The sequence below is a fragment of the Rahnella sp. JUb53 genome, from assembly GCF_004346065.1.
Classification (GTDB): domain Bacteria; phylum Pseudomonadota; class Gammaproteobacteria; order Enterobacterales; family Enterobacteriaceae; genus Rahnella; species Rahnella variigena.
In genome coordinates this window covers 268,398-293,962 of the sequence record NZ_SLYT01000006.1, presented here as the reverse complement: position 1 = coordinate 293,962, position 25,565 = coordinate 268,398, and the positions used below count along the sequence as shown (strand labels likewise).

The 25,565-nt window shown below is 54.5% G+C and carries 23 protein-coding genes; 15 read left to right on the top strand and 8 right to left on the bottom strand.

Annotation, left to right across the window (positions count from 1 at the left end; translation table 11 throughout):
* Positions 1-29 precede the first annotated feature (29 nt).
* Together EC840_RS16320 and EC840_RS16315 are read left to right on the top strand one after the other, a co-directional pair.
* Complete coding sequence (locus EC840_RS16320; RefSeq protein ID WP_132966150.1) at positions 30-617, top strand: TetR/AcrR family transcriptional regulator; 588 nt, start codon at positions 30-32, stop codon at positions 615-617.
* The gene (locus tag EC840_RS16315; RefSeq protein ID WP_132966148.1) at positions 614-1,540 is read left to right on the top strand and encodes a DMT family transporter; all 927 of its coding nucleotides are present in this window, start codon (positions 614-616) and stop codon (positions 1,538-1,540) included. Before EC840_RS16320 ends, EC840_RS16315 begins: the two co-directional genes overlap by 4 nt.
* 61 nt (positions 1,541-1,601) lie before the next feature.
* Here the strand turns inward: EC840_RS16315 and EC840_RS16310 are convergent, their stop codons facing one another.
* Positions 1,602-2,660 (bottom strand): NAD(P)-dependent alcohol dehydrogenase, encoded by a 1,059-nt coding sequence (locus EC840_RS16310; RefSeq protein ID WP_129639956.1) that lies wholly within the window; start codon positions 2,658-2,660, stop codon positions 1,602-1,604.
* Positions 2,661-2,803: 143 nt separating this feature from the next.
* Complete coding sequence (locus EC840_RS16305) at positions 2,804-3,700, bottom strand: LysR family transcriptional regulator (RefSeq protein WP_112288764.1); 897 nt, start codon at positions 3,698-3,700, stop codon at positions 2,804-2,806.
* A gap of 155 nt (positions 3,701-3,855) precedes the next feature.
* Here EC840_RS16305 and EC840_RS16300 point away from each other — a divergent pair, with 155 nt between their 5' ends.
* The 10 genes from EC840_RS16300 (at position 3,856) to EC840_RS16250 (ending at position 14,308) form a co-directional block, all read left to right on the top strand.
* Positions 3,856-4,581 carry a pirin family protein gene (locus EC840_RS16300; protein ID WP_132966146.1) on the top strand — a complete coding sequence of 242 codons (726 nt, stop codon included), beginning with the start codon at positions 3,856-3,858 and terminating at the stop codon, positions 4,579-4,581.
* A gap of 410 nt (positions 4,582-4,991) precedes the next feature.
* Positions 4,992-5,297: a helix-turn-helix transcriptional regulator gene (locus EC840_RS16290; protein ID WP_112288767.1), complete on the top strand. Its 306-nt coding sequence runs from the start codon at positions 4,992-4,994 to the stop codon at positions 5,295-5,297.
* A gap of 830 nt (positions 5,298-6,127) precedes the next feature.
* Positions 6,128-7,126 carry an LLM class flavin-dependent oxidoreductase gene (locus tag EC840_RS16285; RefSeq protein ID WP_132966144.1) on the top strand — a complete coding sequence of 333 codons (999 nt, stop codon included), beginning with the start codon at positions 6,128-6,130 and terminating at the stop codon, positions 7,124-7,126.
* 9 nt (positions 7,127-7,135) lie between these two features.
* Positions 7,136-7,696 (top strand): GNAT family N-acetyltransferase, encoded by a 561-nt coding sequence (locus EC840_RS16280; RefSeq protein ID WP_120162462.1) that lies wholly within the window; start codon positions 7,136-7,138, stop codon positions 7,694-7,696.
* 35 nt (positions 7,697-7,731) lie between these two features.
* Positions 7,732-9,069: an LLM class flavin-dependent oxidoreductase gene (locus EC840_RS16275; RefSeq protein WP_129639950.1), complete on the top strand. Its 1,338-nt coding sequence runs from the start codon at positions 7,732-7,734 to the stop codon at positions 9,067-9,069.
* A 537-nt stretch (positions 9,070-9,606) separates the two neighbouring features.
* A complete protein-coding gene (locus EC840_RS16270) occupies positions 9,607-10,311 on the top strand; it encodes an ABC transporter permease (RefSeq protein WP_338068971.1) in 705 nt (234 codons plus the stop codon).
* Complete coding sequence (locus EC840_RS16265; RefSeq protein ID WP_132966142.1) at positions 10,308-11,954, top strand: ABC transporter ATP-binding protein; 1,647 nt, start codon at positions 10,308-10,310, stop codon at positions 11,952-11,954. The genes EC840_RS16270 and EC840_RS16265 overlap by 4 nt, the downstream gene beginning before the upstream one ends.
* Before the next feature lie 113 nt (positions 11,955-12,067).
* Positions 12,068-12,799, top strand: a complete 732-nt coding sequence (locus EC840_RS16260; RefSeq protein WP_132966140.1) for an amino acid ABC transporter ATP-binding protein — start codon at positions 12,068-12,070, stop codon at positions 12,797-12,799.
* Between the two features lie 24 nt (positions 12,800-12,823).
* Positions 12,824-13,492 (top strand): amino acid ABC transporter permease, encoded by a 669-nt coding sequence (locus EC840_RS16255; RefSeq protein WP_112288533.1) that lies wholly within the window; start codon positions 12,824-12,826, stop codon positions 13,490-13,492.
* Positions 13,493-13,507: 15 nt separating this feature from the next.
* Complete coding sequence (locus tag EC840_RS16250) at positions 13,508-14,308, top strand: amino acid ABC transporter substrate-binding protein (RefSeq protein WP_132966138.1); 801 nt, start codon at positions 13,508-13,510, stop codon at positions 14,306-14,308.
* Positions 14,309-14,361: 53 nt separating this feature from the next.
* On the opposite strand, the gene EC840_RS16245 is transcribed toward EC840_RS16250, so the two are convergent.
* From EC840_RS16245 to EC840_RS16230, 4 genes are read right to left on the bottom strand one after another with little or no spacing between them, the layout of a single operon-like run.
* Entirely contained in the window at positions 14,362-15,054 is a 693-nt protein-coding gene (locus EC840_RS16245; RefSeq protein WP_132966136.1) for an amino acid ABC transporter permease, read from the bottom strand.
* The gene (locus tag EC840_RS16240; RefSeq protein ID WP_132966134.1) at positions 15,044-15,817 is read right to left on the bottom strand and encodes an amino acid ABC transporter permease; all 774 of its coding nucleotides are present in this window, start codon (positions 15,815-15,817) and stop codon (positions 15,044-15,046) included. The genes EC840_RS16245 and EC840_RS16240 overlap by 11 nt, the downstream gene beginning before the upstream one ends.
* On the bottom strand, positions 15,814-16,644 hold the full coding sequence (locus EC840_RS16235; protein WP_132966132.1) for an amino acid ABC transporter ATP-binding protein: 831 nt from the start codon (positions 16,642-16,644) through the stop codon (positions 15,814-15,816). The genes EC840_RS16240 and EC840_RS16235 overlap by 4 nt, the downstream gene beginning before the upstream one ends.
* A gap of 24 nt (positions 16,645-16,668) precedes the next feature.
* Entirely contained in the window at positions 16,669-17,496 is an 828-nt protein-coding gene (locus EC840_RS16230) for an ABC transporter substrate-binding protein (RefSeq protein WP_112288538.1), read from the bottom strand.
* Between the two features lie 1,001 nt (positions 17,497-18,497).
* On the opposite strand from EC840_RS16230, the gene asr reads away from it, so the two are divergent.
* Positions 18,498-18,971, top strand: a complete 474-nt coding sequence (gene asr, locus EC840_RS16215; RefSeq protein ID WP_113878248.1) for an acid resistance repetitive basic protein Asr — start codon at positions 18,498-18,500, stop codon at positions 18,969-18,971.
* 338 nt (positions 18,972-19,309) lie between these two features.
* A complete protein-coding gene (locus EC840_RS16210) occupies positions 19,310-20,191 on the top strand; it encodes a serine protease (RefSeq protein ID WP_132966130.1) in 882 nt (293 codons plus the stop codon).
* A 75-nt stretch (positions 20,192-20,266) separates the two neighbouring features.
* Here EC840_RS16210 and hrpA read toward each other — a convergent pair whose 3' ends face one another.
* Positions 20,267-24,142, bottom strand: coding sequence for an ATP-dependent RNA helicase HrpA (gene hrpA, locus EC840_RS16205; protein ID WP_132966128.1), 3,876 nt, complete (start codon positions 24,140-24,142; stop codon positions 20,267-20,269).
* Positions 24,143-24,444: 302 nt separating this feature from the next.
* Here hrpA and EC840_RS16200 point away from each other — a divergent pair, with 302 nt between their 5' ends.
* Complete coding sequence (locus tag EC840_RS16200) at positions 24,445-25,062, top strand: FMN-dependent NADH-azoreductase (protein ID WP_112287253.1); 618 nt, start codon at positions 24,445-24,447, stop codon at positions 25,060-25,062.
* A 146-nt stretch (positions 25,063-25,208) separates the two neighbouring features.
* Here EC840_RS16200 and EC840_RS16195 read toward each other — a convergent pair whose 3' ends face one another.
* Entirely contained in the window at positions 25,209-25,562 is a 354-nt protein-coding gene (locus EC840_RS16195) for a YdbL family protein (RefSeq protein ID WP_198659658.1), read from the bottom strand.
* Positions 25,563-25,565: the final 3 nt, after the last annotated feature.

Sequence of the window (25,565 nt, the reverse complement as noted above, 5' to 3'; positions counted from 1 at the left end):
ACCGCAAATTCATTGTGACGAGAAAGCCTATGTCCGCATCAGACTCTTCACCGCAAAGCGCCCGCGACCGCCTTCTGGGCGCAGCACGCGTACTGTTTTATAACGACGGCATCGCCGCCACCGGTATCGACGCCATTATCAAAAGAGCCGGAGTGGCGAAAAAAAGCCTCTACAACAATTTCGAATCCAAGGCCGAACTGGTGGCAACGTACATTGAAATCCGCCACGACGAATGGTTACAGCTTTACGCCAGCAGACTGAAAAACGCGGTCACGCCGAAAGAGAAAGTGCTGGCCGTTTTTCAGGCTTACGACGATCACGCGGAGTTTTCTTACGAACGCGGATTCAGGGGCTGCGGATTGCTGAACGCCGCGGCTGAACTCCCCGCCGGTGCGCCAGGACGCGTTGCCGTACGCGGACACAAAGAACAGGTGGAAGCGATCGTGACCGCGCATCTTTGCGAACTGTTCCCGGCTGATGAAGCCAGAGCGCAACTGATGGCGCGTCATTTCTCGTTTCTTCTGGAAGGCGCGATTTCCCGTGCCGGACTGGAAGGCAATGGCCGGTGCGTGCGTCAGGCAATGGCAATGGCCGCTGAAATGATGGAGGCGTCATGATCGTCGCCCGCAGGGAACGCATGCTGGGGATCCTCGCCGTTTTGTTCGCTTCCGTGTTATGGGGTTCGACCGGGACCGCCGCGACCTTTGCGCCAGACGTCAGCCCGCTGGCGATTGGTGCGGTGGCGATGGGGCTGGGCGGATTATTGCAGGCGCTGATTTCCGCCAAAGGCATTATTGCCAGCCGCCACCGGTTTCGCCAGAACTGGCGCATGTTACTGACCGGCGCACTGGCGGTGGGTATTTATCCGCTGGCATTTTACGCCTCTATGCATCTGGCCGGTGTCACGGTGGGTACGGTGATTTCTATCGGTTCCGCCCCGCTGTTGTCGGCGCTGATTGAGTATTCGCTCGACGGGCAACGTCTTTCACGCCGCTGGATGACTGGCGCTGCCATCGGCGTAGCGGGCATGATTTTACTGTGCGTGGCCGAAAGTGCCGGTCATGCGGCAACCGGTCAGGGTTCCGGCGTCATTGCCGGGATCGGGCTCGGGCTGCTTGCCGGTCTGACTTACGCACTCTATTCCTGGGCGGCACGCCATCTCATGCAGCGGGGAATAAGCTCCCGCGCCGCGATGGGCGCCACTTTCGGACTTGGCGGCCTGTTCCTGATGCCGGTGCTGTTTATCACCGGCGGCCCGCTGCTGGCGTCGTGGAATAATGCAGCGGTCGGCGTTTACATGGCGCTGATCCCGATGTTCGTAGGGTACGTCTGTTTCGGCTATGCGCTGGCGCGGATCCCGGCGAGTATGGCGACCACCATCACCCTGCTGGAACCGGTTGTGGCGGCAGTACTGGCGGTGCTGATTGTCGGCGAAAGATTGCCTGCGCTGGGCTGGACGGGTATCGGACTGGTGGTGCTGTGCCTGATTTTCATCACCGTGCCGCTGAAAAGACGCGGATCGCTGCCCGTTTCTGCATAAAAAAATGGCTCCTTATTCAGGAGCCAATGTTGTTTCTGTTACTGCTCAGTGATCCTGCTGATCAGACTGTCGCAGGGGCATCCAGAGAAGCCATATCAATCACGAAACGATAACGCACGTCCGCTTTTTCCATGCGCTCGAACGCTTCGTTGATTTCATCCATACGGATCATTTCACAATCCGGCAGAATGTTTTTCTCAGCGCAGAAATCGAGCATTTCCTGAGTTTCGCGGATCCCGCCGATTGGCGAACCGGCCACGCGACGACGACCTAAAAGCAGCGGAACGGTGTTGAACTCGTCCATCGGTCCGACCTGCCCGACCAGCACCAGCGTGCCATCCACATCCAGCAACGGCAGGTACGGCGTGACGTCATGTTTTACCGGCACGGTATCGATGATTAAATCGAAATGATCGTGTGCCTGCGCCATGGCGTCGCTGTCCGCGCTGACCAGCAGACGGTTAGCACCCAGGGCCAGTGCGTCGGCTTCTTTGGCATTCGAACGGCTGACCACGGTGACATCCGCACCCAGACCGACCGCCAGTTTCACCGCCATATGACCCAGACCGCCCAGACCAATCACGCCCACACGGCTGCCCGGTTTGACGTTCCAGGTTTTGAGCGGCGACCAGGTGGTGATCCCGGCACACAGCAATGGCGCAGCTTTGGAGAGATCTAACCCCTCCGGCATACGCAGGCAGAACTCTTCGCGCACCACTAAATGCTTGGAATATCCGCCCTGTGTCGGCTCTTTGGTGAAACGGTCATAACCGGCGTACGTTCCGGTATTCCCTTCACGACACAGCTGTTCTTCGCCTTTTTTACACTGATCGCATTCCTGACAGCTGTCCACCATGCAACCAACCGCGACATGATCGCCAATCTTGTACCGGCTGACCTGGCTGCCAGTCTGCGTTACGCGTCCGACAATTTCATGGCCGGGAACAATCGGATAATAGCTCCAGCCCCAGTCATTTCTCGCCGTATGCAAATCTGAATGGCAGACACCGCAGTACAGAATTTCCATTGCCACATCGTTATCACGCAGGCCGCGACGCTCAAAGGCGAACGGGGCAAGCGGTTTTTTAGGATCGTAGGCCGCAAATCCAACAGTTTTCATCAGTCAGCTCCTGAAATGTTAATGACCCATTTACTATAGATTTAAAGCCCGCAGCAGCAAGCCACAGTTCTCTTTATTTCTTGCCTGATCCTGCCAACTTGCCTGAGCAGGGTTTTCGTTCCGGGCGGTCTTTATCAGGCAAATCATGCCGCAGAGACGCGCTGCGCTTTAAGCCGCTCCTGTAAAAAGTCCAGAAACACGCGGGTGACTTCGCTGCGCTGGCGGTGCTGCGGATAAATGGCATGCAGATCCAGCGCGCCGGGGTGGAAATCGTCCAGCACCCGCACCAGTGCGCCATACTGCAACGCCGGTCCGACGATGAATTCTGGCAATAACACCAGCCCGAGTCCGGCCACGGCTGCATCGCGCAGCACTTCACCGTTGTTGCTGACAATTGGCCCCCGCACCTCGAATAACCGGCGCTTGCCGTTATGATCCAGCTCCCAGCCCGTCTGCCCTTCACGGCCATAACGCAGACACTGATGTTGCAGCAGGTCTTCCGGCGTTTGCGGCGTCCCCATGCGTTCCAGATACTGCGGGCTGCAACATATCACCCGTTTCAGCTCACCTAGACGGCGTGCCACCAGCGAAGAATCGGCCAGATTGCCGATACGCAGCGCAATATCAAAGCCTTCACCGACCAGATCGACATACCGGTCCACCAGATCCACCTGAAACTGAATGGCCGGATGCTGCCCCAGAAATTCAGCAATCAGCGGTGAAAGATGGCTGATACCAAATGACATCGGAATACTCAGGCGGTAAGAACCCTGCAACACCTGGCGCTTTTGCGACACCGCCCGTTCTGCTTCTGCTATATCGTCGAGGATGCGCTGTGCGTGTCCGGCAAACAACTGACCGGATTCGGTCACCGACAGTTTGCGGGTATTGCGGTTAAGCAGACGGGCATTCAGCCCCGCTTCCAGTGCGGCCATGCGGCGGCTGACGTACTGTTTCGACAACAACAGCTGTTCGGCAGCGGCAGTGAAACTTCCGGCTTTTATCACCGCGACGAAAATACGAAGATCTTCTATCTGCATCACTTCTCCCTCTCTTTTGCACGCCGCATTATTGTCAACTGAAACGTGACAGTGATAGTCAAATCACCGCATTGTTGAGCAAATTAGTTTACGTGTATTCTCTGTTCATCGGAAGCGCAAACGCACTTCCTCCCTGACACACTGAGGAGTACACCATGATCGAACAACGTCTCTCTGAACAACGCGGCTTAGGTGACCACGGCTGGTTGCATTCCCGTCACACCTTCTCTTTCGCCAGCTACTGGGATCCAAAACAGGTCGGTTTCTCAGACCTGCTGGTCATCAACGATGATCAGGTCGCAGCCGGACGCGGCTTTGGCGCACATCCGCACAGCAACATGGAAATCATTTCTTACGTGCTGGAAGGCGCACTGGCGCATAAAGATTCAATGGGTACCGGCTCAGTGATCGTCCCGGGAGATGTACAGCTGATGAGCGCAGGCTCCGGCGTGACGCACAGTGAGTTCAACCATTCCGGCGACGACAGCGTGCATTTCCTGCAAATCTGGATTGTGCCAGCGGAAAACGGCACCGAACCAGGTTATCAGCAGGTGTCTGTGCCTGAAGCGGACAAACGTGGTCAGTTCCGCCTGATCGTTTCGCCAAAAGGTGACGCAGGCTCGCTGACCGTTCGTCAGGATATGAAGATTTACGCCGGTTTCTTCGATGGCGCGGAACAGGCGACAGTTAATCTTGACCCGAACCGTTATGCCTACATCCATGTGGCTCGCGGCAGCATTAAAGTGAACGGTATTGAGTTCAGAACCGGTGACGGTGCGCGGGTTCGTCAGGAAGATAAACTGACCTTTACCGACGGAGATCAGGCAGAAGTATTATTGTTTGATTTGCGTGCGGTAGAAGTAAATCATCCAACCCGCTGATAGCAATGGATACAGCCTCCCCTGATGCGGGAGGCTTTTTTTGCTATTAGCTGAACAGCTAAAAACCCTAATTAAATCAACATTTATGCCCGTTTTTATCCGCTTGGTTTACGCTACCTATTTACGCTATAGTGGATTTGCTACGGCAAAATCCGTGGCCGGGATTTGCACCCCGGATGTCACAACGTCGATATATATACTTTACGTTATATGTCGAGGCCTTTGCACACCTGTTGCATATTACGCTTTCGTGTAATATGCACGTCTCAATGGTGGCTCAGAGGGGGCAGTCTCCGGACTGGCCGGCATCCGTTGTGCCCGGTAGTGCAAACTCCGTCTGAGCTATCACCCCCCAGAGATTTGCACCTCTTGTGATAGCTATCTCATCGCTTTGCAACGGAAACTGCGAAATGACCACAAACTATCCACCCAAAATATCTTTTCCTTTTCAGGACTGGCATCCTGCCGACATCATTGCGGCACTGCGCAAAAAAGGTACCACTTTGGCTGCGGTATCACGCGCGGCAGGGTTGGGTTCATCCACTTTGTCAAATGCCTTGTCCCGCCCGTGGCCAAAAGGCGAATTGCTGATCGGTCAGGCAATTGGAGTTCCTCCCTCCACGATTTGGCCTAGTCGTTACTTTAATCCAGTCACAATGGAGTTTGTTGATAGGCCGTTAAGGCCTGCATACAAAAGAGCGGCTACCTCTGAATAGCGGGTTAATCCAGGGCGCAGCAAGTGCGCCCTTCTTCGGATATCAGGTTTTGCAGGTGAGCGACCTGGGGCGCTTTTAAAATCGGATTTAAGGTTATGGGCGTCGGCCCATACGGGCAAAGGTCAACACCTTGGGTTGCCACCCAAACTGGCCCTAAGAGGCGCCTATCGCCGCGCCTCTTAGGAATCTCCGGCTCTTTTACTGCGCGCTCCGCTCGCTGGCTATGTTTCAGGTATCGCAGCGACAGGCTGGAAATCTTGCCGCTTCGCGGTGCCTTCTCTCGGTCCTGAAGCCTTCGGTCTTCAGGCCGCTCCGTTCAGCAAGCTTTCTGAATCGCCCGCACGATCTTAAATTCAAAGGCAGATTGTTTTTCATCTTTTAGAAAAGTTGACTGGCGTGCTCAAAATTCAGCTGAACGGAGCGGCTTCAAGACCTATGGCTTGAAGACCGAGAGAAGGCAGTGCGAAGCACCTGGATTTGCGCCACTCACCAATGCGCCAGAACATGTCCGTCATACCCGCGACAGCGCGCAGTGAAAAAAGCGCGGAGTCCAGAGGCCCGCGCGTTACCGGGTCTCTGGTCGGTGTGGGCCGACGCCCACGACCTTGATTTTGAATTTGACTTGAGCTTGAGCTTGAGCTTGAGCATGAGCTTGAGCTTGAGCATGAGCTTGAGCATGAGCTTGAGCTTGAGCTCAAAGCACATGTGATACGCCCCCCACATCCATTCTCATCTCCCGCAACTCCATAGCAACTATTGTTGTTTTACATCTTTTGTTCCTGACTTTAATAATCCCTGTTAACGACGTGTTGCGAATAAAGGGAAAAACGATGGGATACCGTTTAAGTTTGCTGGAAAAAAGTCCGCTCGATGAGCATGAAGATGCCGCAGGAGCATTACGCCGGACGCTGGAACTCGCCAGAAATGCAGAACGCTGGGGCTATCACCGGTTCTGGCTGGCGGAGCATCATAATACTGACAAACTCGCGATCTCTTCGCCGGAAATCGTGATCGCCTGGATCCTCGCGCATACGCAGCACCTGCGGGTGGGTTCCGGCGGCGTCATGCTGCAACATTACAGTCCGTATAAAGTGGCGGAAAATTTTAATCAGCTGGCGTCACTTGCCCCCGGCCGTGTGGATATCGGTATTGGCAAAGCGCCGGGCGGATTACCGCTTTCGACCCATGCGCTGCAATACGCGGTGGATCCGGCACGTAAGGGCGATTTTGCGGAACAATTGCGTCAGCTCGACGACTGGCTTTCAGTGCCCGTCAGAGGCAAAGACGCCGATGCGCTTTCTGCTACCCCACAGCCACCGCAGTCCGCCTCACGTTTCTTATTAGGTGCCAGCGAACAAAGCGCCCGTCTGGCTGCCAGTCTCGGCTGGAATTTCGTCTTTGCTGCGCACCTGAATGCCGACGAGCGCGATATTTCCAGCGCCCTTTCCGCTTATTCGCACGACAGTCATGGCAAACGCGCGCTTCTGGCTGTGCCGGTAATTGTCGCTGACACCACCGAACAGGCCGCACGGCTGGTGGATAAAACGCAGCGATATCGCGTTATCACCAGCGACGGGCAAAGCGTCAACGTCGGCAGCCAGGAACAGGTTGAGGCGTATCTGCGTCAGTCAAAAGCCAAATCTCATCGTATTGAAGAACGTCAGTCCGAAGTGCTGTACGGCACCGGTGAGGATGTTCATCAGCAACTGGAAGCGTTGCAGGCAAGGTACGGTGTGGAAGAATTTATCATTGATACGCCGGTTTCTCAGCCCCGTGCGCGCCTGCGTTCCCTCGAACTGTTAGCCACGTCCAGCGTTGCGCTGGCTTAAGGACACACGATGAGCCACGTGATCCGCCTTGCTCAGGAATCAGAAGCGGCTGCGCTGCACAGCCTTTTGCAAAAAGCTTACGCGCCGCTGCTGGAACATGGCATTCATTTCACCATCACCCGCGCCAGCGTTGAGGATGTGCGGGATGTTATCCGCAATGAAACCACGTATGTGCTGGAAAAAGACGGCGTACTGACGGCGACGCTGACCACGCGTTTTCTGTGGACGCCTGCGAAAAATCATCTTGCGCCGTGGCCGTTTGTTCACTGGTTTGCAGTGGCGGAACACGCCAAGGGTCAGGGTTTTGGCAATGAAATTATCCGCTACGTCGAAGAAACATTCTTACGCGACACGCTGAAATCACCGGCGGTGTATCTGGCGACGGCGGTAAACCATCCGTGGCTGACCGCATTGTATCAGCGACGCGGTTACGAGCCGTTTCATCGGGCGACCAATCCGCTGGGCGTCGAACTGGTGTATCTGCGCAAAATTCTCAATCAGCAGGCTTTTGATGCCCAGGAGCAGGCGCTGCTGGTTCGCTCTGTCGCTGAATTACGCACGCTGGCTTAACGGCGGCTGAATAATATAATCTTAAGGATGAATCAATGAGTCAGAAAAAACAGTTACGTCTGGGTGCCATTATTCAGGGTGCGTCCGGAAATATGTCCGCATGGCGTCATCCGGATGCCGTCGCTGATGCCAGTATTAATATTCAGTTCTGCCAGCAATTAGCACAACGAGCCGAACAGGCTAAGTTTGATTTCTTATTTGTCGCCGACGGACTTTATATTACTGAGAAATCTATTCCGCATTTTCTCAACCGTTTTGAGCCGATTACCCTGCTTTCAGCGTTGTCGCTGGTGACTCAAAAAATCGGCCTGGTGGCGACATTATCGACCTCTTACAGCGAACCGTTTACCGTAGCACGCCAGTTCGCCAGCCTCGATCATCTGAGCGGTGGCCGTGCGGGCTGGAACGTGGTGACCTCGCCGCTAGAAGGTTCGGCGAAAAACTTCTCCCGCGATAAACATCCGGAACATGACGAACGTTATCGCATTGCCAGCGAATACGTCAGCGTGGTGAAAGGCCTGTGGGACTCGTGGGAAGAAGACGCGTTTGTGCGCAACAAAAGCACCGGCCAGTTCTTTGCGCCACAGAAACTGCACACGCTCAATCACCACGGTAAATACTTCTCGGTCCAGGGGCCGCTGAACGTCGGACGCTCGCCGCAAGGCCGTCCGGTAGTCTTTCAGGCCGGAGCATCTGAACAGGGTAAAGCCTTTGCCGCCGAAGCTGCCGACGCTATTTACACCCGTCAGGAAACCCCGGAGCTGGCACGCGAATTCCGTCTCGACGTCCAGCGCCAGTTAGCAGAACACGGCCGTGACGCTGAGGACATCCGCGTCTTCCAGGGTATCAGCGTGATTATCGGCGACTCGCCTGCCGATGCCGAACGCAAGTACCAGGAAACCGCGCAACTGGTGACGCTGGAAAGCGCGCTGGATTATCTAGGCCGCTACTTTGAGCATCACGATTTTGCGCAATACGATCCGGATGCTCCCTTCCCGGACATCGGAGATTTAGGGCAAAACAGTTTCCGCAGCACGACAGATGAAATCAAACGCAACGCTCATGAACACGGACTGACACTGCGACAGGCCGCGCTGGAAGCCGCCACACCGCGTCCGACCTTCTCTGGCACTGCCGAAGACATCGCCGACGGTCTGGAACACTGGTTCACCTCAGGCGCAACCGACGGTTTTATCGTTCGCGGCGGCACCCCGACGGCATTCGATGATTTCATCGACAGCGTGATCCCGATTTTGCAGGCACGCGGGTTATACCGGACGGACTATGAGGCGCAGACCCTGCGGGGGAATCTGGGGTTAAGTGAGCCGGAGAATCAGTTTGTTTCTGTGCGGGACGCCGCACTCGCGTCTTAAAATCAATCTTCACATAAAGACCTTGGGTTGCCACCCAAACCGGCCCTAAGAGGCGCCTATCGCCGCGCCTCTTAGGAATCTCCGGCTCTTTCACTGCGCGCTCCGCTCGCTGGCTATGTTTCAGGTATCGCAGCGACAGGCTGGAAATCTTGCCGCTTTGCGGTTCCTTCTCTCGGTCTTCGAGCCATAGGTCTCGAAGCCGCTCCGTTCAGCAAGATTTCTGAATCGCCCGCACGATCTTAAATTCAAAAGCGGGATTGTTTTTCATCTTTTAAAAAGGTTGATTGGCGTGATCAAAAATGGCACCGAATGAACGGTTCGAGACCCAAGGCTCGAAATCTGAAATTCGGGAATCGCGAAGCGATGACATTTTGCGCCACTTACTGATGCAACAGGACATGTCCCTTTTGCCCGCGACAGCGCGCAGTTAAAAAAGCGCGGAGTCCAGAGGCCCGCGCGTTACCGGGTCTCTGGTCGGTGTGGGCCGACGCCCACGACCTTGACCTTTGGGTCAGTTTGGGCGGCGAACCCAAAGTTCTGTCGGTGTGGGCCGACGCCAGCAACCCTGAATTTGAGGCAGTCACTCAAAAAACAGAGTTAGGCCGCGACGTGCTGGCGCGTATCATTTATGGCAGCCGTTATTCCCTGCTGATTAGCCTGGCGGCGATGGTTGTCGCGGTCAGTATAGGCACCCTGCTTGGCCTGCTGGCGGGTTTATTCAAAGGGCCGCTGGATGAGCTGATCAGCCGCGCGGTGGACGTGGTTTCAGCCTTTCCGGATTTGCTGCTGGCGCTGATGCTGATTGCCTTTACCGGTCCCGGCACCACCAATCTGATTTTCGCACTCGGCGTGGCGTCAGTACCCCGCTTCACCCGCGTAGTGCGGGCACAAACCTTTCTGGTGATGTCTTCCGGCTATGTCGAACAGGCGCGCACGCTGGGGCTGAAGCGCCATGTGCTGGTCTGGCGGCATGTGTTGCCGCACGCCATTGCGCACGTTCCGGCGCTGGCGACGCTCGGGCTGGGCACGGCGATTATCGGCACCGCCGGGCTGAGTTTTCTCGGTATGGGCCCGCAACCGCCGACCGCCGAATGGGGGCTGATGCTGGCCGAAGGCCGTAATTATCTGCGTAATGCCTGGTGGATTGGCGTCTGGCCGGGCGTGGCAATCACCCTGACCGTGATTTCAGTCAACACACTCGGGCGTTACTGGCAGGCCACTTTCGAAGGAAAACGTCCATGAGCGACGAACTGTTAATTGATATCCAAAACCTGTCGATTTTCTTTCCGTCGGCAAAGGGTGAAAAAGCCGCCGTCAGCGGGCTGAATCTGCAACTGCGTCGCGGGGAATCCGTGGCATTTGTCGGTGAATCCGGCTCAGGGAAAACCGTGACAGCCCGCAGCCTGCTTGGCTTACAGGATGGCAAAGCGCGTATTACTGCCGATCGTTTTGTGATTGGCGGTGAAGACATGCTTGGCGCCAGCCAGCGGCGCTGGCGTAAAATTCGCGGCAGCCAGATTGGCTATGTATTGCAGGACGCGCTGGTGTCGCTCGATCCGTTACGGCCGGTCGGGCGGCAGCTTCGCGATGCGCTGACCGCCAGCCGCAAAACCGATCCGAAGTTGCTCAGCGAACAGGTGATCGCCTCTCTGAAATCGGTCGGATTTCCCGATGCGCAAAACCGCCTCAGTGCCTATCCGCATCAGCTTTCCGGAGGGTTACGCCAGCGGGTTTTAATTGCCACCGCACTGGCCGGAAATCCCGGTTTACTGATTGCCGATGAACCGACCACCGCGCTGGACATGACGGTGCAAAAACAGATCCTGGATTTGCTGCAACAGCGGCGCGATAAAGGCGAAAGCCTGCTGCTGATCAGCCACGATTTGTCGGTGGTCGGGCAACTGGCCGACCGTATTCTGGTGATGCATCAGGGCAAAGTGGTTGAGGAAGGTCGCGGCGAAAAGCTGCTGTCCGCGCCGGACCATCCCTATACGCAACAGCTACTGGCGGCGGTTCCCAGCCCCGCGACGCGCGGTCTTAAGCTTTCTGGCAAACGTGGTGAACCGCTGCCTGCACGCAATATTTCCGTTTCTAATCCGGTGCTGGAAGCCCGTCATCTCAGCAAAGCGTACGCTGGTAAAACCGTGGTCAGTCACGTCAGTCTGCAACTGTTTGCCGGTGAAACGCTGGGCATTGTCGGCGAATCGGGCTCGGGGAAAACCACGCTGGCGCGGATGATCCTCGGGCTGACCGAACCGGTATCCGGCACGATAGAAATTCAGGGGCAGCGCTGGAGCCAGGTTCCGGAAGCGCAGCGCAGACTGCAACGTCGTGGTATCCAGCTGATTGCGCAGGATCCGCTGAGTTCATTTGATCCGCGCTATAACGTTGAAAAAATCATCGGCGAAAGCCTCGACAGCGTGGGCATTTTTGGTAAGGAACGCCGCAACCGCGTCCGTCAGTTGCTGGATGAAGTGCAGCTTGGCGACAGTTTTCTGCACCGTTATCCGCGTGAATTGTCCGGCGGACAGCGTCAGCGAGTGGCGATTGCCCGTGCCTTTGCGCCTAACCCTGCGCTGCTGGTGGCCGATGAGCCGGTCAGCGCGCTGGATGTTTCGATTCAGGCGCAGGTATTGGATTTGCTGGCAAAAATGCAGGCCGAACACCGCACGGCGCTGTTGTTTATCTCCCATGATTTAGGCGTGGTGCACCATCTGGCAGACCGGGTGATGGTGATGAAAGACGGCAGCGTCGTGGAGCACGGAAATGTCGATGATGTGTTCTACCATCCGGCGCATCCGTGGACGAAAAAGCTGATTGATGCGCTGCCGGTTGTCAGTTCAAACCGGCACAATAAAGATTATCCGCTCCGGTATTATGCATAATATTACGCCCCGCATATCGTTAGCGATTTAAAGCATTTGTCGCAGGCAACCGAAAAGTTAATATTCCTTTAAGGAAATATGCGCGTTATTTATATTAACCAGCGGGAGCATGCATGATCACTGTCAGCGGATTAAATAAATCATTTAACCAATTCCCTGCCCTGTCGGATATTAATTTCACCGTGAATAAAGGTGAAGTGGTGTCGATTATTGGCCCCTCAGGTTCCGGGAAATCCACTCTGTTACGTTCGCTGAATTTGCTGGTCAGGCCGGATTCCGGCCAGATCCAGATTGGAGATAAACACATTAATGCGGACACACTCACCCGCAGACAAACAGCCGATTTTCGCCGCCAGACTTCGATGGTATTTCAGCACTACAATTTGTTTAAAAATAAAACCGCACTGGAAAACATCACTGAGATCTTACGTTTTACCCAAAAACTGAACAAAGCGCAGGCGCGCGAACGGGGTGAAGAATTGCTGGCGCAGGTGGGTCTGGCGCACAAAGCGGCGGCTTATCCCGGCACACTCTCCGGCGGACAGCAGCAGCGCGTCGGCATCGCCCGCGCCATGGCCGTTGATCCGCAGGTCATTTTATTCGATGAGCCCACGTCATCCCTGGATCCTGAAATGCGCCGTGAAGTGCTGAACCTGATTGAAGGACTGGCCGGGCGCGACTTAACCATGATGATCGTGACGCATGAAATGAGTTTTGCACGGGATGTCTCTGACCGGATATTTTTCATGGAGCACGGCCATATTATCGAACAAGGCGAACCGGCCAAAATCTTCCAGACCGGCTCTTCGAACCGCACCCGTTCTTTCTTACACGATTTTGCCTGATGGCCGTACACGGAACTTTGCACAATGAATTTTGATTTTCCTTATATGCTCGGCGTTATTCCGCAGATCCTCGTTTATCTTCCCGTGACCTTGCTGATTTCATTGCTTTCCATTTTGCTGGCTACCGTTCTGGGTATTATTTTCGCCCTGTTACTCAGGGCCGGCAAAATACCCGCGGCTTTCGCCCACCTTTATATTTCCTTCTTTCGCGGCACGCCGGTTCTGGTGCAGTTACTGATTATTTATTTTGGTTTGCCGCAAATTATTCCTTCGATGAATTCACTGAGCGCCATGAATGCGGTGATCCTCGGTTTAAGCTTAAACACGTCCGCTTATCTGGCGGAAATCTTCCGTGCCGCCATCGACTCTGTTGATAAAGGGCAGCTGGAAGCCTCTCTGGCCTCCGGACTGAGCATGTTTAAAGCCTCCAGCCGCATTCTGTTTCCGCAAGCCTGCCGCAATGCCATTCCGGCGACCGGCAACGTGTATATCGGCCTGATCAAGAACTCTTCGCTGGCGTTCACTTTAGGCGTTAGCGAACTGCTGGCCGCCGGAAAAATGGTGGCTACAGAATCGCTGAAATTCTTCGAAGCGTATTTCGCCGTGGCGCTGGTCTACTGGGCGCTGACCATCATTTTCAGTGAGTTACAGCGTCGCCTCGAAAAACATCTCGGCAAACCTTATGCTGGTTAAACAGGAAATTATGTTATGCGATTGTTAACACTGGCGATTTGTTCGCTCCCTCTTCTGCTGACCGCATGTGATAAACCCGCCGAAAAAGCGGATGACGAACCGGTTCTGCGGGTGGGTGCGACACCGGACGGTTATCCGCACTATTTCAAAGAGGGCGACACCATCAAAGGTTTCAGCGCGGACATTCTCAACGCCGTTGCCGGTAAGATTCACTATAAAGTTGAATGGGTAACGTCCGACTGGGTGGGCGTGCTGGGCTCTCTGGAAACCGGCAAAGTGGATACCGTGGGCAATTTCGCCGACACGCCGGAGCGGCGCAAAAAATATGATTATTCGGCGCCCTACTATTACTCAGCGGCGCAGTTAGCGGTGAGTAAAAACAACACCACCATTCATGGTTTGCAGGACATGAAAGGCAAAACCGTCGCCGCCGATCTCGGTTCGAACTATGCCAAAGTCCTGAAAGAGTTTGACCCGAAAAATGAAATCAAGCTGGTGACCTTCGAGGGGATGGATGTGGTGGTTAACAGCGTGGCGCAGGGAAAAGTGGATGCCTATGTTTCCGGCCAGGTGATCCTGCTCGGGCAGATCAAGCATAAAAATCTGCCGCTGAAAGTTGTCGGTGAACCGTTTGGCCTGAAACAGGTCGCCCTGCCGTTCAGGAAAGATGCGCGCGGAGAAGCACTGAAACAGAAAGTGGATGTCGCACTGGGCGAATTACGGGCAGACGGGACATTGAAGAAGATTTCTGAAAAATGGTTCGACCGGGATCTGAGTGTGGATACAGAATTAACGTCAGTCAGCAAAAGACAATAAACCTGCCGTCTCTCCAGTCTGAAAACCCCGCCGGAACCAGGCGGGGTTTTCTTTTACGTCCGCAACCCCTGACGACGTTTTATCGATTTACCGGCCAGATACGCCAGCGAGGCGCACAGCAGGTAATACATCAGCCCGACCAGCAGGAAGATTTCTGCCGGATAAATTTGTACCCGGTTATTCACCTGTCCGGCGACGGTGGTCAGTTCCGGCACGTTGACGATAAACGCCAGCGACGTGTCTTTCACCAGAGAGATCAGCAGCCCGAGATACGACGGCAGCAAATTCGGCCACGCCTGCGGTAACAGCACGAACAACAGCACTTTACCGTCACTCATGCCGGACGCAATTCCCGCTTCAGTTTGCCCGCGCGGCAAGGCTTCCAGACCGGCCAGCGTCGAATGCATCACCGCCGCCGAGGTAAACCAGGCCAGCGCGAGAATCACCGTCATCGGTCCGGGGATCGACCCGCCAAATACCACCGGCAGCAGGAAATACAGCCAGAAAATCACGAATATCAGCGGAATACCGCGGATAAACGATGCCCAGATAAACAGGATTTTCCGCGTCCAGCCGCCGAAACGCCACGCCAGCGCCGCCATCAGCACACCGAACAGTAACGCCAGAAAGCCCGCCGATGCCGCCATGATTAGCGTCAGCAATACTCCGCCCGGCTCGCCATCCGCCAGCCTTCCCCACAACAGATAAGTGAAATTATCGTGTATAACAGACCAGTCAAACTCCATCGCGGGTTTCCTCCTTCATTACCACCTGTGGCCTGTGCTGCGGTCGTTTCGGGCCAAACGCCGTCATCAGCCAGCCGAGGATCAGTCCGAGCGCCAGATACAGCAGCGTCCCGACGGCGAAACTCTCAAAGGCGTGCGCGTTATAACTTTCTATCTGGCTGACCTGATACGTCAGTTCCGAAAAACCAATACCTGTCGCCAGCGAGGAAAGCTTCATCAGGTTGAGATACTGGCCGGTGATAGGCTGCCACGCGTTGATCAGCGCCTGCGGCAGGAGAATCGAAAGCAGCAGCGTTTTACGGCTGAACCCCTGAGAAATCGCCGCTTCGGTCTGGCCCTTAGACACAGAATTCAGCCCGGCCTGCACTTCTTCCACCAGAAACGCCGCTGTGAACAGTGCCAGCCCCCAGGCCGCACACAGAAATTCCGGCGTCAGCCACGCAATGTTGCCCGGAAACGTCGCCCACGGATGGTTGTCGCCGATATAAAAACGCCAGCTTTGCGGCAGCGCGCCGTACGCCGCGAAATACCAGAACAGCAGTTGTACCAGCAGCGGCGTGTTGCGAAAAACAGAGACAAAGGCTGCCACCGCACCGCGTGCCAGACGCGACGAACTCAGGCGCAGCGCCTGCAGCAACACCGTCAGTAACGTGGCGAGCAGGCTGCCAACAATGCTGACATACAGCGTGGTGAGGAAGCCGGCTATTATCCATTGCAGAGGCTGGCCGGTCAGCACGCCAGCCCAGTCGGGATGCCAGTTCATAGCGCGTCTCCGCTTTGCGGATGCAGCGGGAACAGGACTTTCTGCAGAAACCGCTGCGCACGCGGATGTTGCGGACGCAGGAAGAAATCTTCCGGCTGCGCCTGTTCAAGAATTTCACCGCCGTCCATGAAAATCACCCGGTCAGCGATTTCACGGGCAAAACTCATCTCGTGCGTCACCACAATCATGGTGATGCCGCTTTTCGCCAGTTCCTGCATCACCAGTAATACTTCGCCGATCATTTCCGGATCCAGCGCCGACGTCGGTTCATCAAATAAAATGATGCCCGGATCGGTGACTAACGCTCTGGCAATCGCCACCCGCTGCTGCTGACCGCCGGAAAGCTGCTCAGGATAATGCAGCGCTTTATCGCCCAGCCCGACGCGTGTCAGCAATGCACGTGCCTTTTCGCGTGCCTGAGTTTTCTTCCAGCCATGTACTTTGATCAGCGCCAGACTGACGTTGTCTTCGGCGGTGAGATGGGCATACAGGTTGAACTGCTGAAATACAAAGCCGATGTGCGTGCGCAACTGGCGTAATGCGGCGCCTTTGAGATTGCGCGTCGGCTGGTTAGCGATAAGAATTTCACCGCTGCTGACCGATTCCAGCTGATTAATCAGCCGGATCAGCGTGGATTTTCCCGAACCGGAGGGCCCGCAAACTGCCACCACTTCGCCGCTGTCCACACGCAAATCCACGTTACGGATAACCTCATGCGGACCAAAAGATTTACTGACCTGGCGGAATTCAACGGCTGCCGTTTTTCCGGCGGATGAATGTGAAAAAACCGCAGACGTCGCTGCGGTTGAGAGAGTGTCTTGCTGCATGTGTCTTACCTTGCATAAAACAGATTATTTGGCTTCGATTTTGAACAGACGCGGCTGAGGTGATTTAGTCTGCGGACCGAACCAGACGTTATAAATGCTGACCGCCTGACCGTTTTTCTCCAGATTCAGCAGCTCGTCATTGACCACTTTCAGCAGGCTGGTTTCGCCTTTTTTCACGCCCACGCCAATCTCTTCTTTGCTCAGTAATTCAGGCAGCACTTTGTATTTTGCTTTGTCCGGCGCGCCATCCAGCAAACCCGCCAGAATGGTGCTGTCCTGAGTAATGGCCTGCACGTTGCCATTACGCAGCGCAGAAAGTGCCAGCGGAATATCGTCATAAGACAGCACGCGGGACTGCGGGAAGCGGTTATGCAATTCCTGCTCGCCGGTGGTGCCTTTCACCGCGCCGATACGCGCCGTGGCATACGCATCCAGTTTATCCGGCGAATTTGCCGGCACCAGGAACTGCTGGCCGGTGACGAAATACGGCACGGAGAAGTCGATCACTTTCGCGCGTTCCGGCGTGATGGTGATATCAGCCACAATCAGATCCGCTTTACCGGACTGTAACAACGGAATGCGGTTCGCCGGATTAGTCGGCACCAGTTGCAATTTCACGCCCAGCGTTTTCGCCAGTGCTTTAGCGAAATCTACGTCATAACCCACGATGTCATGCGTTTTGGCATCCACAGACCCAAACGGCGGGTTGGAATCGAAGGTCGCGACCTTCACCACACCGGCTTTCTTGATGTCCGCCAGCTGATCTGCGTGCGCGGCAAAAGAAGAAATCGTGCTGAGCGCCAGAAACAATCCGGCGGCAATCTTGGTTTTATTTACGTTAATGACAGCCATCGTTTTTCCTTATGAATAGTCTTCAGAGGGCTTATGCCCCAATTTTTCAAAGTGGAGTATTCAGAACAAATACAGACCTGTTTTTCTTTTGTAAGTCAGAGAATTGCACAACGGATGAAGGCGGTGCCACTAACAAAAAGGGATATAGATGGGTGATTTAGGCATAAGGAGAGGAGATAGGGTTTGAGTTGGGCACCCATGAGCCTTAAGGTCAACACCGTGGGCGTCGGCCCACACCGACAACACCTTGGGTTGCCACCCAAACTGGCCTCAAGAGGCGCCTATCGCCGCGCCTCTTAAGAATCTCCGGCTCTTTTACTGCGCGCTCCGCTCGCTGGCTATGTTTCAGGTATCGCAGCGACAGGCTGGAAAGCTTGCCGCTTTGCGGTTCCTTCATTTCGGGATTGCAGCCTTGGGTCTGCAACCTCTCATTCAGCAAGCTTTCTGAAACGCCCGCACGATCTTAAATTCAAAACCGATGATTTTAGTTTTTTAGATAAGTTTATTGGCGTGCTCAAAATTCAGCTGAACGGAGCGGCTTCAAGACCTGTGGCTTGAAGACCGAGAGAAGGCAGTGCGAAGCACCTGGATTTGCGCCACTCACCAATGCGCCAGAACATGTCCGTCATACCCGCGACAGCGCGCAGTGAAAAAAGCGCGGAGTCCAGAGGCCCGCGCGTTACCGGGTCTCTGGTCGGTGTGGGCCGACGCCCACGGTTTTGAAGTTGCAGTTGCAGTTGCAGTTGCAGTTGCAGTTGCAGTTGCAGTTGCAGTTGCAGTTGCAATTGAAGTTGAAGTTGAAGTTGAAGTTGAAGTCAAAGGCCGATCACACGCACCCCCAACCTGTAATTCCCTGATTTTCCTAAAATCCCCCTCTTTGTACATTCCGTTACACGCCGATACCAATCACTCACGGACAGCAGCGATCCACATGCCTATTATTCTTTCACCGGCCCCGCAGTGGGGTGGACACTTAAACTAAGATTCTTAAGGAATTACACATGAAAAAAGTATTAGCTCTGGTTGTTGCCGCTGCAATGGGCCTGTCTTCAGTTGCTTTCGCTGCTGAAACCACTGCAACGCCAGCACCCGCTGCAACAGCAACTACCGCTGCTCCGGCTCATGCAACTAAGCATAAAGCGCATAAAAAACCTGTGCAGAAAGCTCAGGCTGCCAAGAAACACAAAAAAGCAGCTAAGAAAGCACCAGTAGCTCAGAAAGCTCAGGCTGCTAAAAAACACGTGAAACACGCTAAAAAAGCTGCACCGGTAGCTCAGAAAGCTCAGGCCGCTAAAAAACACGTGAAACATGCAAAAAAAGCGGCACCGGTAGCTCAGAAAGCTCAGGCCGCTAAAAAACACGTGAAACATGCTAAGAAAGCTGCACCGGTAGCTCAGAAAGCCCAGGCTGCTAAAAAACACGTGAAACATGCTAAGAAAGCTGCACCAGCTGCAAAAGCAACGCCAGCAGCATAAGTAGTCAGTAAGAAGTCTTTGTGAGCGTATCTACTCACCATTATCAAGACTGATGATTTAACACCCGGTTCGCCGGGTGTTTTTTTCTCCGGTTCTTTATCTTGAGGTACTGATGGAAGATGCTGCGCCGCTACCTGTTCGAAATCACCCTGTGCTCTCTGATCCTCTGCGGTCTGATCACCCTGTTCTTCTACTTCTGAAGTATCCCGGATGACGTCCGTCATCTTCTCAAAAGATTGAGTTATCAGACAAATCTATCCAACACGAAAGATAACCGTCTATAATCGTTCCATAATAACTGGTTATCGGGTTCTCCCTGTTTTCAAGGTCAGAATGTTATGCGCATCGCGTTACCGCTTTTTTTGTGCTTTTTCTGTTTTACCGCCAGTCCTCTTGTTCATGCAGATTCTCCGGATGATGCAGACAGCGACACACCTTCAATCAGCTTAAAAGAAAAAACGGCCCTGTTCTTCGGTCACGATCAGCGAACTCAGGTTTCTGCGGCGGCGCACTGGCCGTGGCAGGCCATCGGGCAGATTGAAACCGAAAGCGGTAATTTATGTACCGCCACCCTGATTTCCAAACATCTGGTCCTCACCGCCGGTCACTGTGTTCTCGCGCCTCCGGGTAAGATCGACAAAGTCATTGCCCTGCGTTTTATTTCTCACAATCAGAAATGGCGTTATCAGATAACGGCATTGCAAACCCTGGTGGATCCTAAGCTCGGTAAGAAACTGAAAGCCGATGGCGATGGCTGGATCGTTCCGCCAAAAGCCGCACCGTTCGATTTCGCGCTGGTCCGTCTGACGGATGAAAAGCTGGCGTTGCCGATCAAACCCCTGCCGTTGTGGGAAGGTTCACGCGATGATCTGACTGCGCTGCTCAAGCAGGAAGGCCGAAAAGTGACACAGGCAGGCTATCCGGAAGATCATCTGGATGATTTATACGTGCATCAGGATTGTCTGGTGACAGGCTGGGCACAACCGGGCGTGTTATCGCATCGCTGCGACACGCTGCCGGGCGACAGCGGTTCGCCGTTGTTACTGAAAAATGCTGACGGCTGGTCGTTGGTCGCGATTCAAAGTTCCGCGCCTGCCGCGCAGGATCGCTATCTTGCAGACAACCGCGCGCTGGCCGTTCCGGCCATTCGTGACGCACTGAACACGCTGTCTTCTGGTGTCATCAGCGCCAGCACACCGGTGACGGCTCCCGTTCAGTAAACGTCTGAATCACCGTTACAGAGCATAATAAAACCGCCTTAGTCTGTAAGGCGGTTTTTTAGTTTAGAGAACCGGTTAAACCAGCTGTTCCATGGTCTGCAGGATACGTTTATCCGAAATCGGATACGGCGTGCCCAGTTGCTGAGCGAAGTAGCTGACGCGCAGCTCTTCAATCATCCAGCGCACTTCTTTTACATCCTCACTTTGCTGACGCACCGGCGGCAGTTTGTTGAACCACTGCTGCCATTGCTGCTGGATGTTTTCCACTTTTAACATCTGTGCGCGGTCGCGGTGCGGATCCATGGCCAGTTTGTCCATCCGGCGTTCAATCGCCTGCAAATAACGCAGCGTATCCGGCAGACGCTTCCAGCCGTTTTGCGTCACGAATCCGCGATAAATCAGCCCGGACATTTGCGCTTTGATATCTGAAAGCGCCAGCGCCATGGTGATATCAATCCGTCCTTTCAGCCGCTTGTTGATGCTGAAAACAGTCGTCAGGATTTGTTCCACCTGAATCGCAATCTGTACCACCGTCTCATTCAGATTGGCGCGTACGTGCTCATGCAGTTTCGCAAAATCTTCCTCGCGCCACACCAGGCCGCCGGATTCAGCAATCAGTTTGTCGATACCGCAGGAAATGCAGTCGTCGATCAGATCCAGCACTTTACCGTACGGGTTAAAGTACAGCCCCAGTTTGGCTTTGTTCGGCAACTTCTCGTGCAGGTATTTGACCGGAGAAGGAATGTTCAGCAACAGCAAACGCCGCATACCGCTGAGCATCGCCTGTTGCTGTTCCAGCTCACTGTCGAACAACCGGATCGCCACGCTGTCTTTCTCATCGACAATCGCCGGATAGGCTTTCACTTCGTAGCCGCCACGTTTTTGCTCGTAGCGTTCCGGCAACGTACCAAAACTCCAGACATGCAGATCGCGCTGTTCGATGCCGTCATCCGCCACCGCAGACAGCGTTTGCTGAACCTGCTCTTTCAGGCCGGATTTCAGTGCCAGCAGGTCTTTGCCCTCACGCAGCGTTTTGTTTTTGTCATCAACAATGCGGAAGGTCATTTTGAGATGATCGGGCACCTGATCCAGCTGCCAGTCTTCACGTGACACCGTCACGCCACTCATCTTACGCAGCTCTTTTTCCATCGCATCGAGCAATGGCATTTCGAACGGTTTAATGCGACCGAGTAAAGCGTCGGCGTAATTCGGTGCCGGCACAAAATTGCGGCGAACCGGTTTTGGCAGCGATTTAATCAGCGCCATAATCAGGTCGCGGCGAATGCCAGGGATCTGCCAGTCGAAACCTTCTTCCGTCACCTGATTGAGCAGCGGCAACGGAATATGCACCGTCACACCGTCGGCATCCGTACCCGGTTCAAACTGATAAGTGACGCGCAGTTTGAGATTGCCCTGATGCCAGAAGTTGGGGTAATCGTGGGCGCTGATGTTGCCCGCGCCCTCTTTAATCAGCATGCTTTTTTCAAAGTTCAGGCTGTCCTGCGGCTGTTTTTTCCACCAGGTATCAAAGTGGCGCGCAGACACGACTTCCTGCCCGATGCGCTGCTCATAGAACAGGAACAGGGTTTCGTCATCGACCAGAATATCGCGGCGACGGGATTTGTGTTCCAGCTCTTCGACTTCGGTACGCAGACGCAGGTTAGCGCGGAAGAACGCGTGACGCGTCTGCCAGTCGCCTTCCACCAGCGCGTGACGAATAAACAGCTCGCGGGAAACCACCGGATCAATTGTGCCATAGTTCACACGACGCGCCGCCACAATCGGCAGGCCGTACAGCGTGACTTTTTCCGTCGCCATGACCGCACCCTGCGCTTTTTCCCAGTGCGGTTCGCTGTAACTGCTTTTCGCCAGATGCTGCGCCAGCGGCTCAATCCATTCCGGTTCGATACGCGCGGCAATGCGCCCCCACAGGCGGCTGGTTTCCACCAGCTCGGCAACCATCACCCATTTCGGCGGCTTTTTGAATAATCCGGAGCCCGGGAAGACGGCAAAACGTGCGTTGCGCGCGCCGGTATACTCCTGTTTATCCACATCTTTCTGACCGATATGCGACAGCAAGCCGGTCAGCAGCGAGCAGTGAACTTCGCGATATTCAGCCGGTTCACTGTTCACCGGCAGGCCAAGTTCTTTCACCACCTGACGCAGCTGAGTATAGATATCCTGCCATTCACGCACGCGCAGATAGTTGAGGTAATCGCTGCGGCATAATTTGCGGAACTGCGCCGAAGACAGCTCTTTCTGCTGTACTTTCAGGTGATCCCACAGGTTCACGAACGCCAGGAAATCTGAATCTTTGTCAGCAAAACGGCGATGTTTTTCATCGGACGCCTGCTGTTTGTCCATCGGACGTTCACGCGGATCCTGAATCGACAGTGCGGACGTGATAATCATCACCTCGCGCATACAGCCGTTTTTCTGCGCTTCCAGAACCATGCGTGCCAGACGCGGATCCACCGGCAACTGCGCCAGCTGACGGCCCAGCGGCGTCAGCGTATACCGGCCATCGACGGCATTATTGATGGCGTTCAGCTCTTCGAGCAGACGCACGCCATCCTGAATATTACGTTTGTCCGGCGCTTCCACGAACGGGAATGCGCCAATATCGCCCAGCCCCAGCGACGTCATTTGCAAAATAACGGACGCCAGGTTGGTGCGCAGAATTTCGGGGTCGGTAAACTCCGGACGCGACAGGAAATCCTGCTCCGAATAAAGACGGATACAGATACCTTCGGACACACGTCCGCAACGTCCTTTACGCTGGTTGGCGGACGCCTGAGACACCGGCTCAATCGGCAGACGCTGCACTTTGGTGCGGAAGCTGTAACGGCTGATACGCGCGGTACCGGGGTCAATCACATATTTAATGCCCGGCACGGTCAGCGAGGTTTCGGCGACGTTGGTCGCCAGCACAATACGGCGACCGGAATGCGACTGGAACACGCGGTTCTGCTCGCTGTTCGACAGTCGTGCATACAGCGGTAAAATCTCGGTGTGCGGCAGATCCAGACGGTTCAGCGCATCAGCGGTATCACGAATTTCACGTTCACCGCTCATGAAAATCAGGATGTCGCCCATGCTTTCGCGACCGAGTTCATCGACCGCATCGAAAATCGCCTGCAACTGGTCACGATCCACATCGTCGGCATCATCAACAATCGGGCGATAGCGCACGTCGACCGGATACGTCCGGCCAGACACTTCAATGATTGGCGCATTATTGAAATGACGCGAGAACCGCTGCGGGTCAATGGTCGCCGAGGTAATAATGACTTTGAGATCCGGACGCTTTGGCAGCAACTGACGCAGGTAACCGAGGATAAAGTCGATGTTCAGGCTGCGTTCATGCGCTTCATCGATGATCAGCGTGTCGTACTGCATCAGCATGCGATCCTGCTGGATTTCCGCCAGCAGAATACCGTCGGTCATCAGCTTAACCAGCGTGTTTTCGCTGACCTGATCGTTAAAACGGACTTTATAGCCGACCGTGTTTCCGAGTGTGGTATCCAGCTCATCGGCAATACGGTTGGCCACGGTGCGCGCTGCCAGACGACGCGGCTGGGTATGACCAATCACGCCTTTGATCCCGCGACCGAGTTCCATGCAGATTTTCGGGATCTGCGTGGTTTTACCGGAGCCGGTTTCGCCCGCCACAATCACCACCTGGTGGTCGCGGATAGCGTTATAAATGTCTTCTTTTTTCTGGCTGACCGGCAGGTTTTCCGGATAGCTGATTTTTGGCCGTGACGCTTCACGGGCGCTGACTTTCTTCAGGCTCTCGTTGATAGCGGTCTGGATTTCAGCACTTAACGCGTCGAGTGCTTCGGGTTTATCCATCTTTCTGGCACCCTGCAAACGACGTTGCAGGCGTTGCCGGTCACGTAGCATCAGCCCGTCTAACTGCGCTGATAATGCCGCGAGCGGTGATTTCACGATCGGAATTCCTTGTTACATGTCAGCCGGAGAGCACATCATCTGCGCCAGCTGAATCTGAATGGGGGATGAGGAAGGTTCACGCCTTGCCTGCTTGCGTCTATGTTAACACAAGGTATTGAAGATGCTGAAAACGGGTGATTTTGCGACCGGATTTGAAGTTGTTCAAAAAAATCGATGATAGGTCTCTAAATATTGCGCTATCACTGCATAAGCTTTCTGAATAAAGTAAGTTCCATTCGGGGAACGTTCTGGTTATAAAAACCAACACCCTATGTACCACACAGTTAAGGAACTCACTAATGAGCAAAGTACTCGTTCTGAAATCAAGCATTCTGGCTAACTTCTCTCAGTCAAACCAACTGGCCGATTACCTGGTTGCACAGTATCAGTCTGCAAACAGCGGTTCTACCGTAACAGTTCGTGATCTGGCGGCTAACCCAATCCCTGTATTAGATGGCGAACTGGTTGGCGCACTGCGTCCTTCCGATGCTCCGCTGACACCACGTCAGGAAGAAGCGCTGGCGCTGTCTAACACCCTGATCGACGAACTGCAGGCGCATGACGTGATCGTTATCGCTGCACCAATGTACAACTTCAACATCCCGACTCAGCTGAAAACCTATTTCGACCTGGTTGCCCGTGCTGGCGTGACGTTCAAATACACCGAGAAAGGCCCTGAAGGTCTGGTGAAAGGCAAACGTGTTATCGTTCTGACCAGCCGTGGTGGTATTCATAAAGACACCCCAAGCGATCTGGTTGCCCCATACCTGTCTCTGTTCCTGGGCTTCCTGGGAATGAGCGACGTAGAATTCGTTTACGCTGAAGGCATTGCATACGGTCCTGAAGTGGCGACTAAAGCACAGACTGATGCGAAAGCTGCCATTGACGCCGCTATCAAAGAGCTGGCTGCCGCATAATTGCAGTGATCACAATCTGAGCAATCATTCACTTAAGAATCTGTCCGTTACGCTCAGATGTTGTTGTGATAAAACTATTGCGCGCCGAGAGGCGCGCTTTTTTGCGCCGTTTTTCCCCAAAAATCACCCGCTCTCTTCTGTAAACCCTATTTCTGCAACCACTGTCCGTTAATGCCGCGGACGTATTCACCCTTCCCGGCTCTGGCGACCAGTTTCTGTCCGGCCAGTTTTGCCACATCGTCAGTGCTGACGTTATTCTCCTGCGCCACCTGCTGGTATTGCTGTTTGCGCGCCTCGTTGATTTTTGACGCCAGCGCGACACTTTCCGCGTCTTGTTTCAGCGGTGCCAGATAACCGGAGAGCGTTTCGCCCACGCGCCCCTGTTGCTTGGCTTCGTTGAGCGTTAATGCGAACGCCTGACTGCAAAACAGCAACCCACCGGCCAGCAACATCAGGCTGATTCTTTTGAGGCCATTTTTATTGAAAATTATCGCGGACATAGT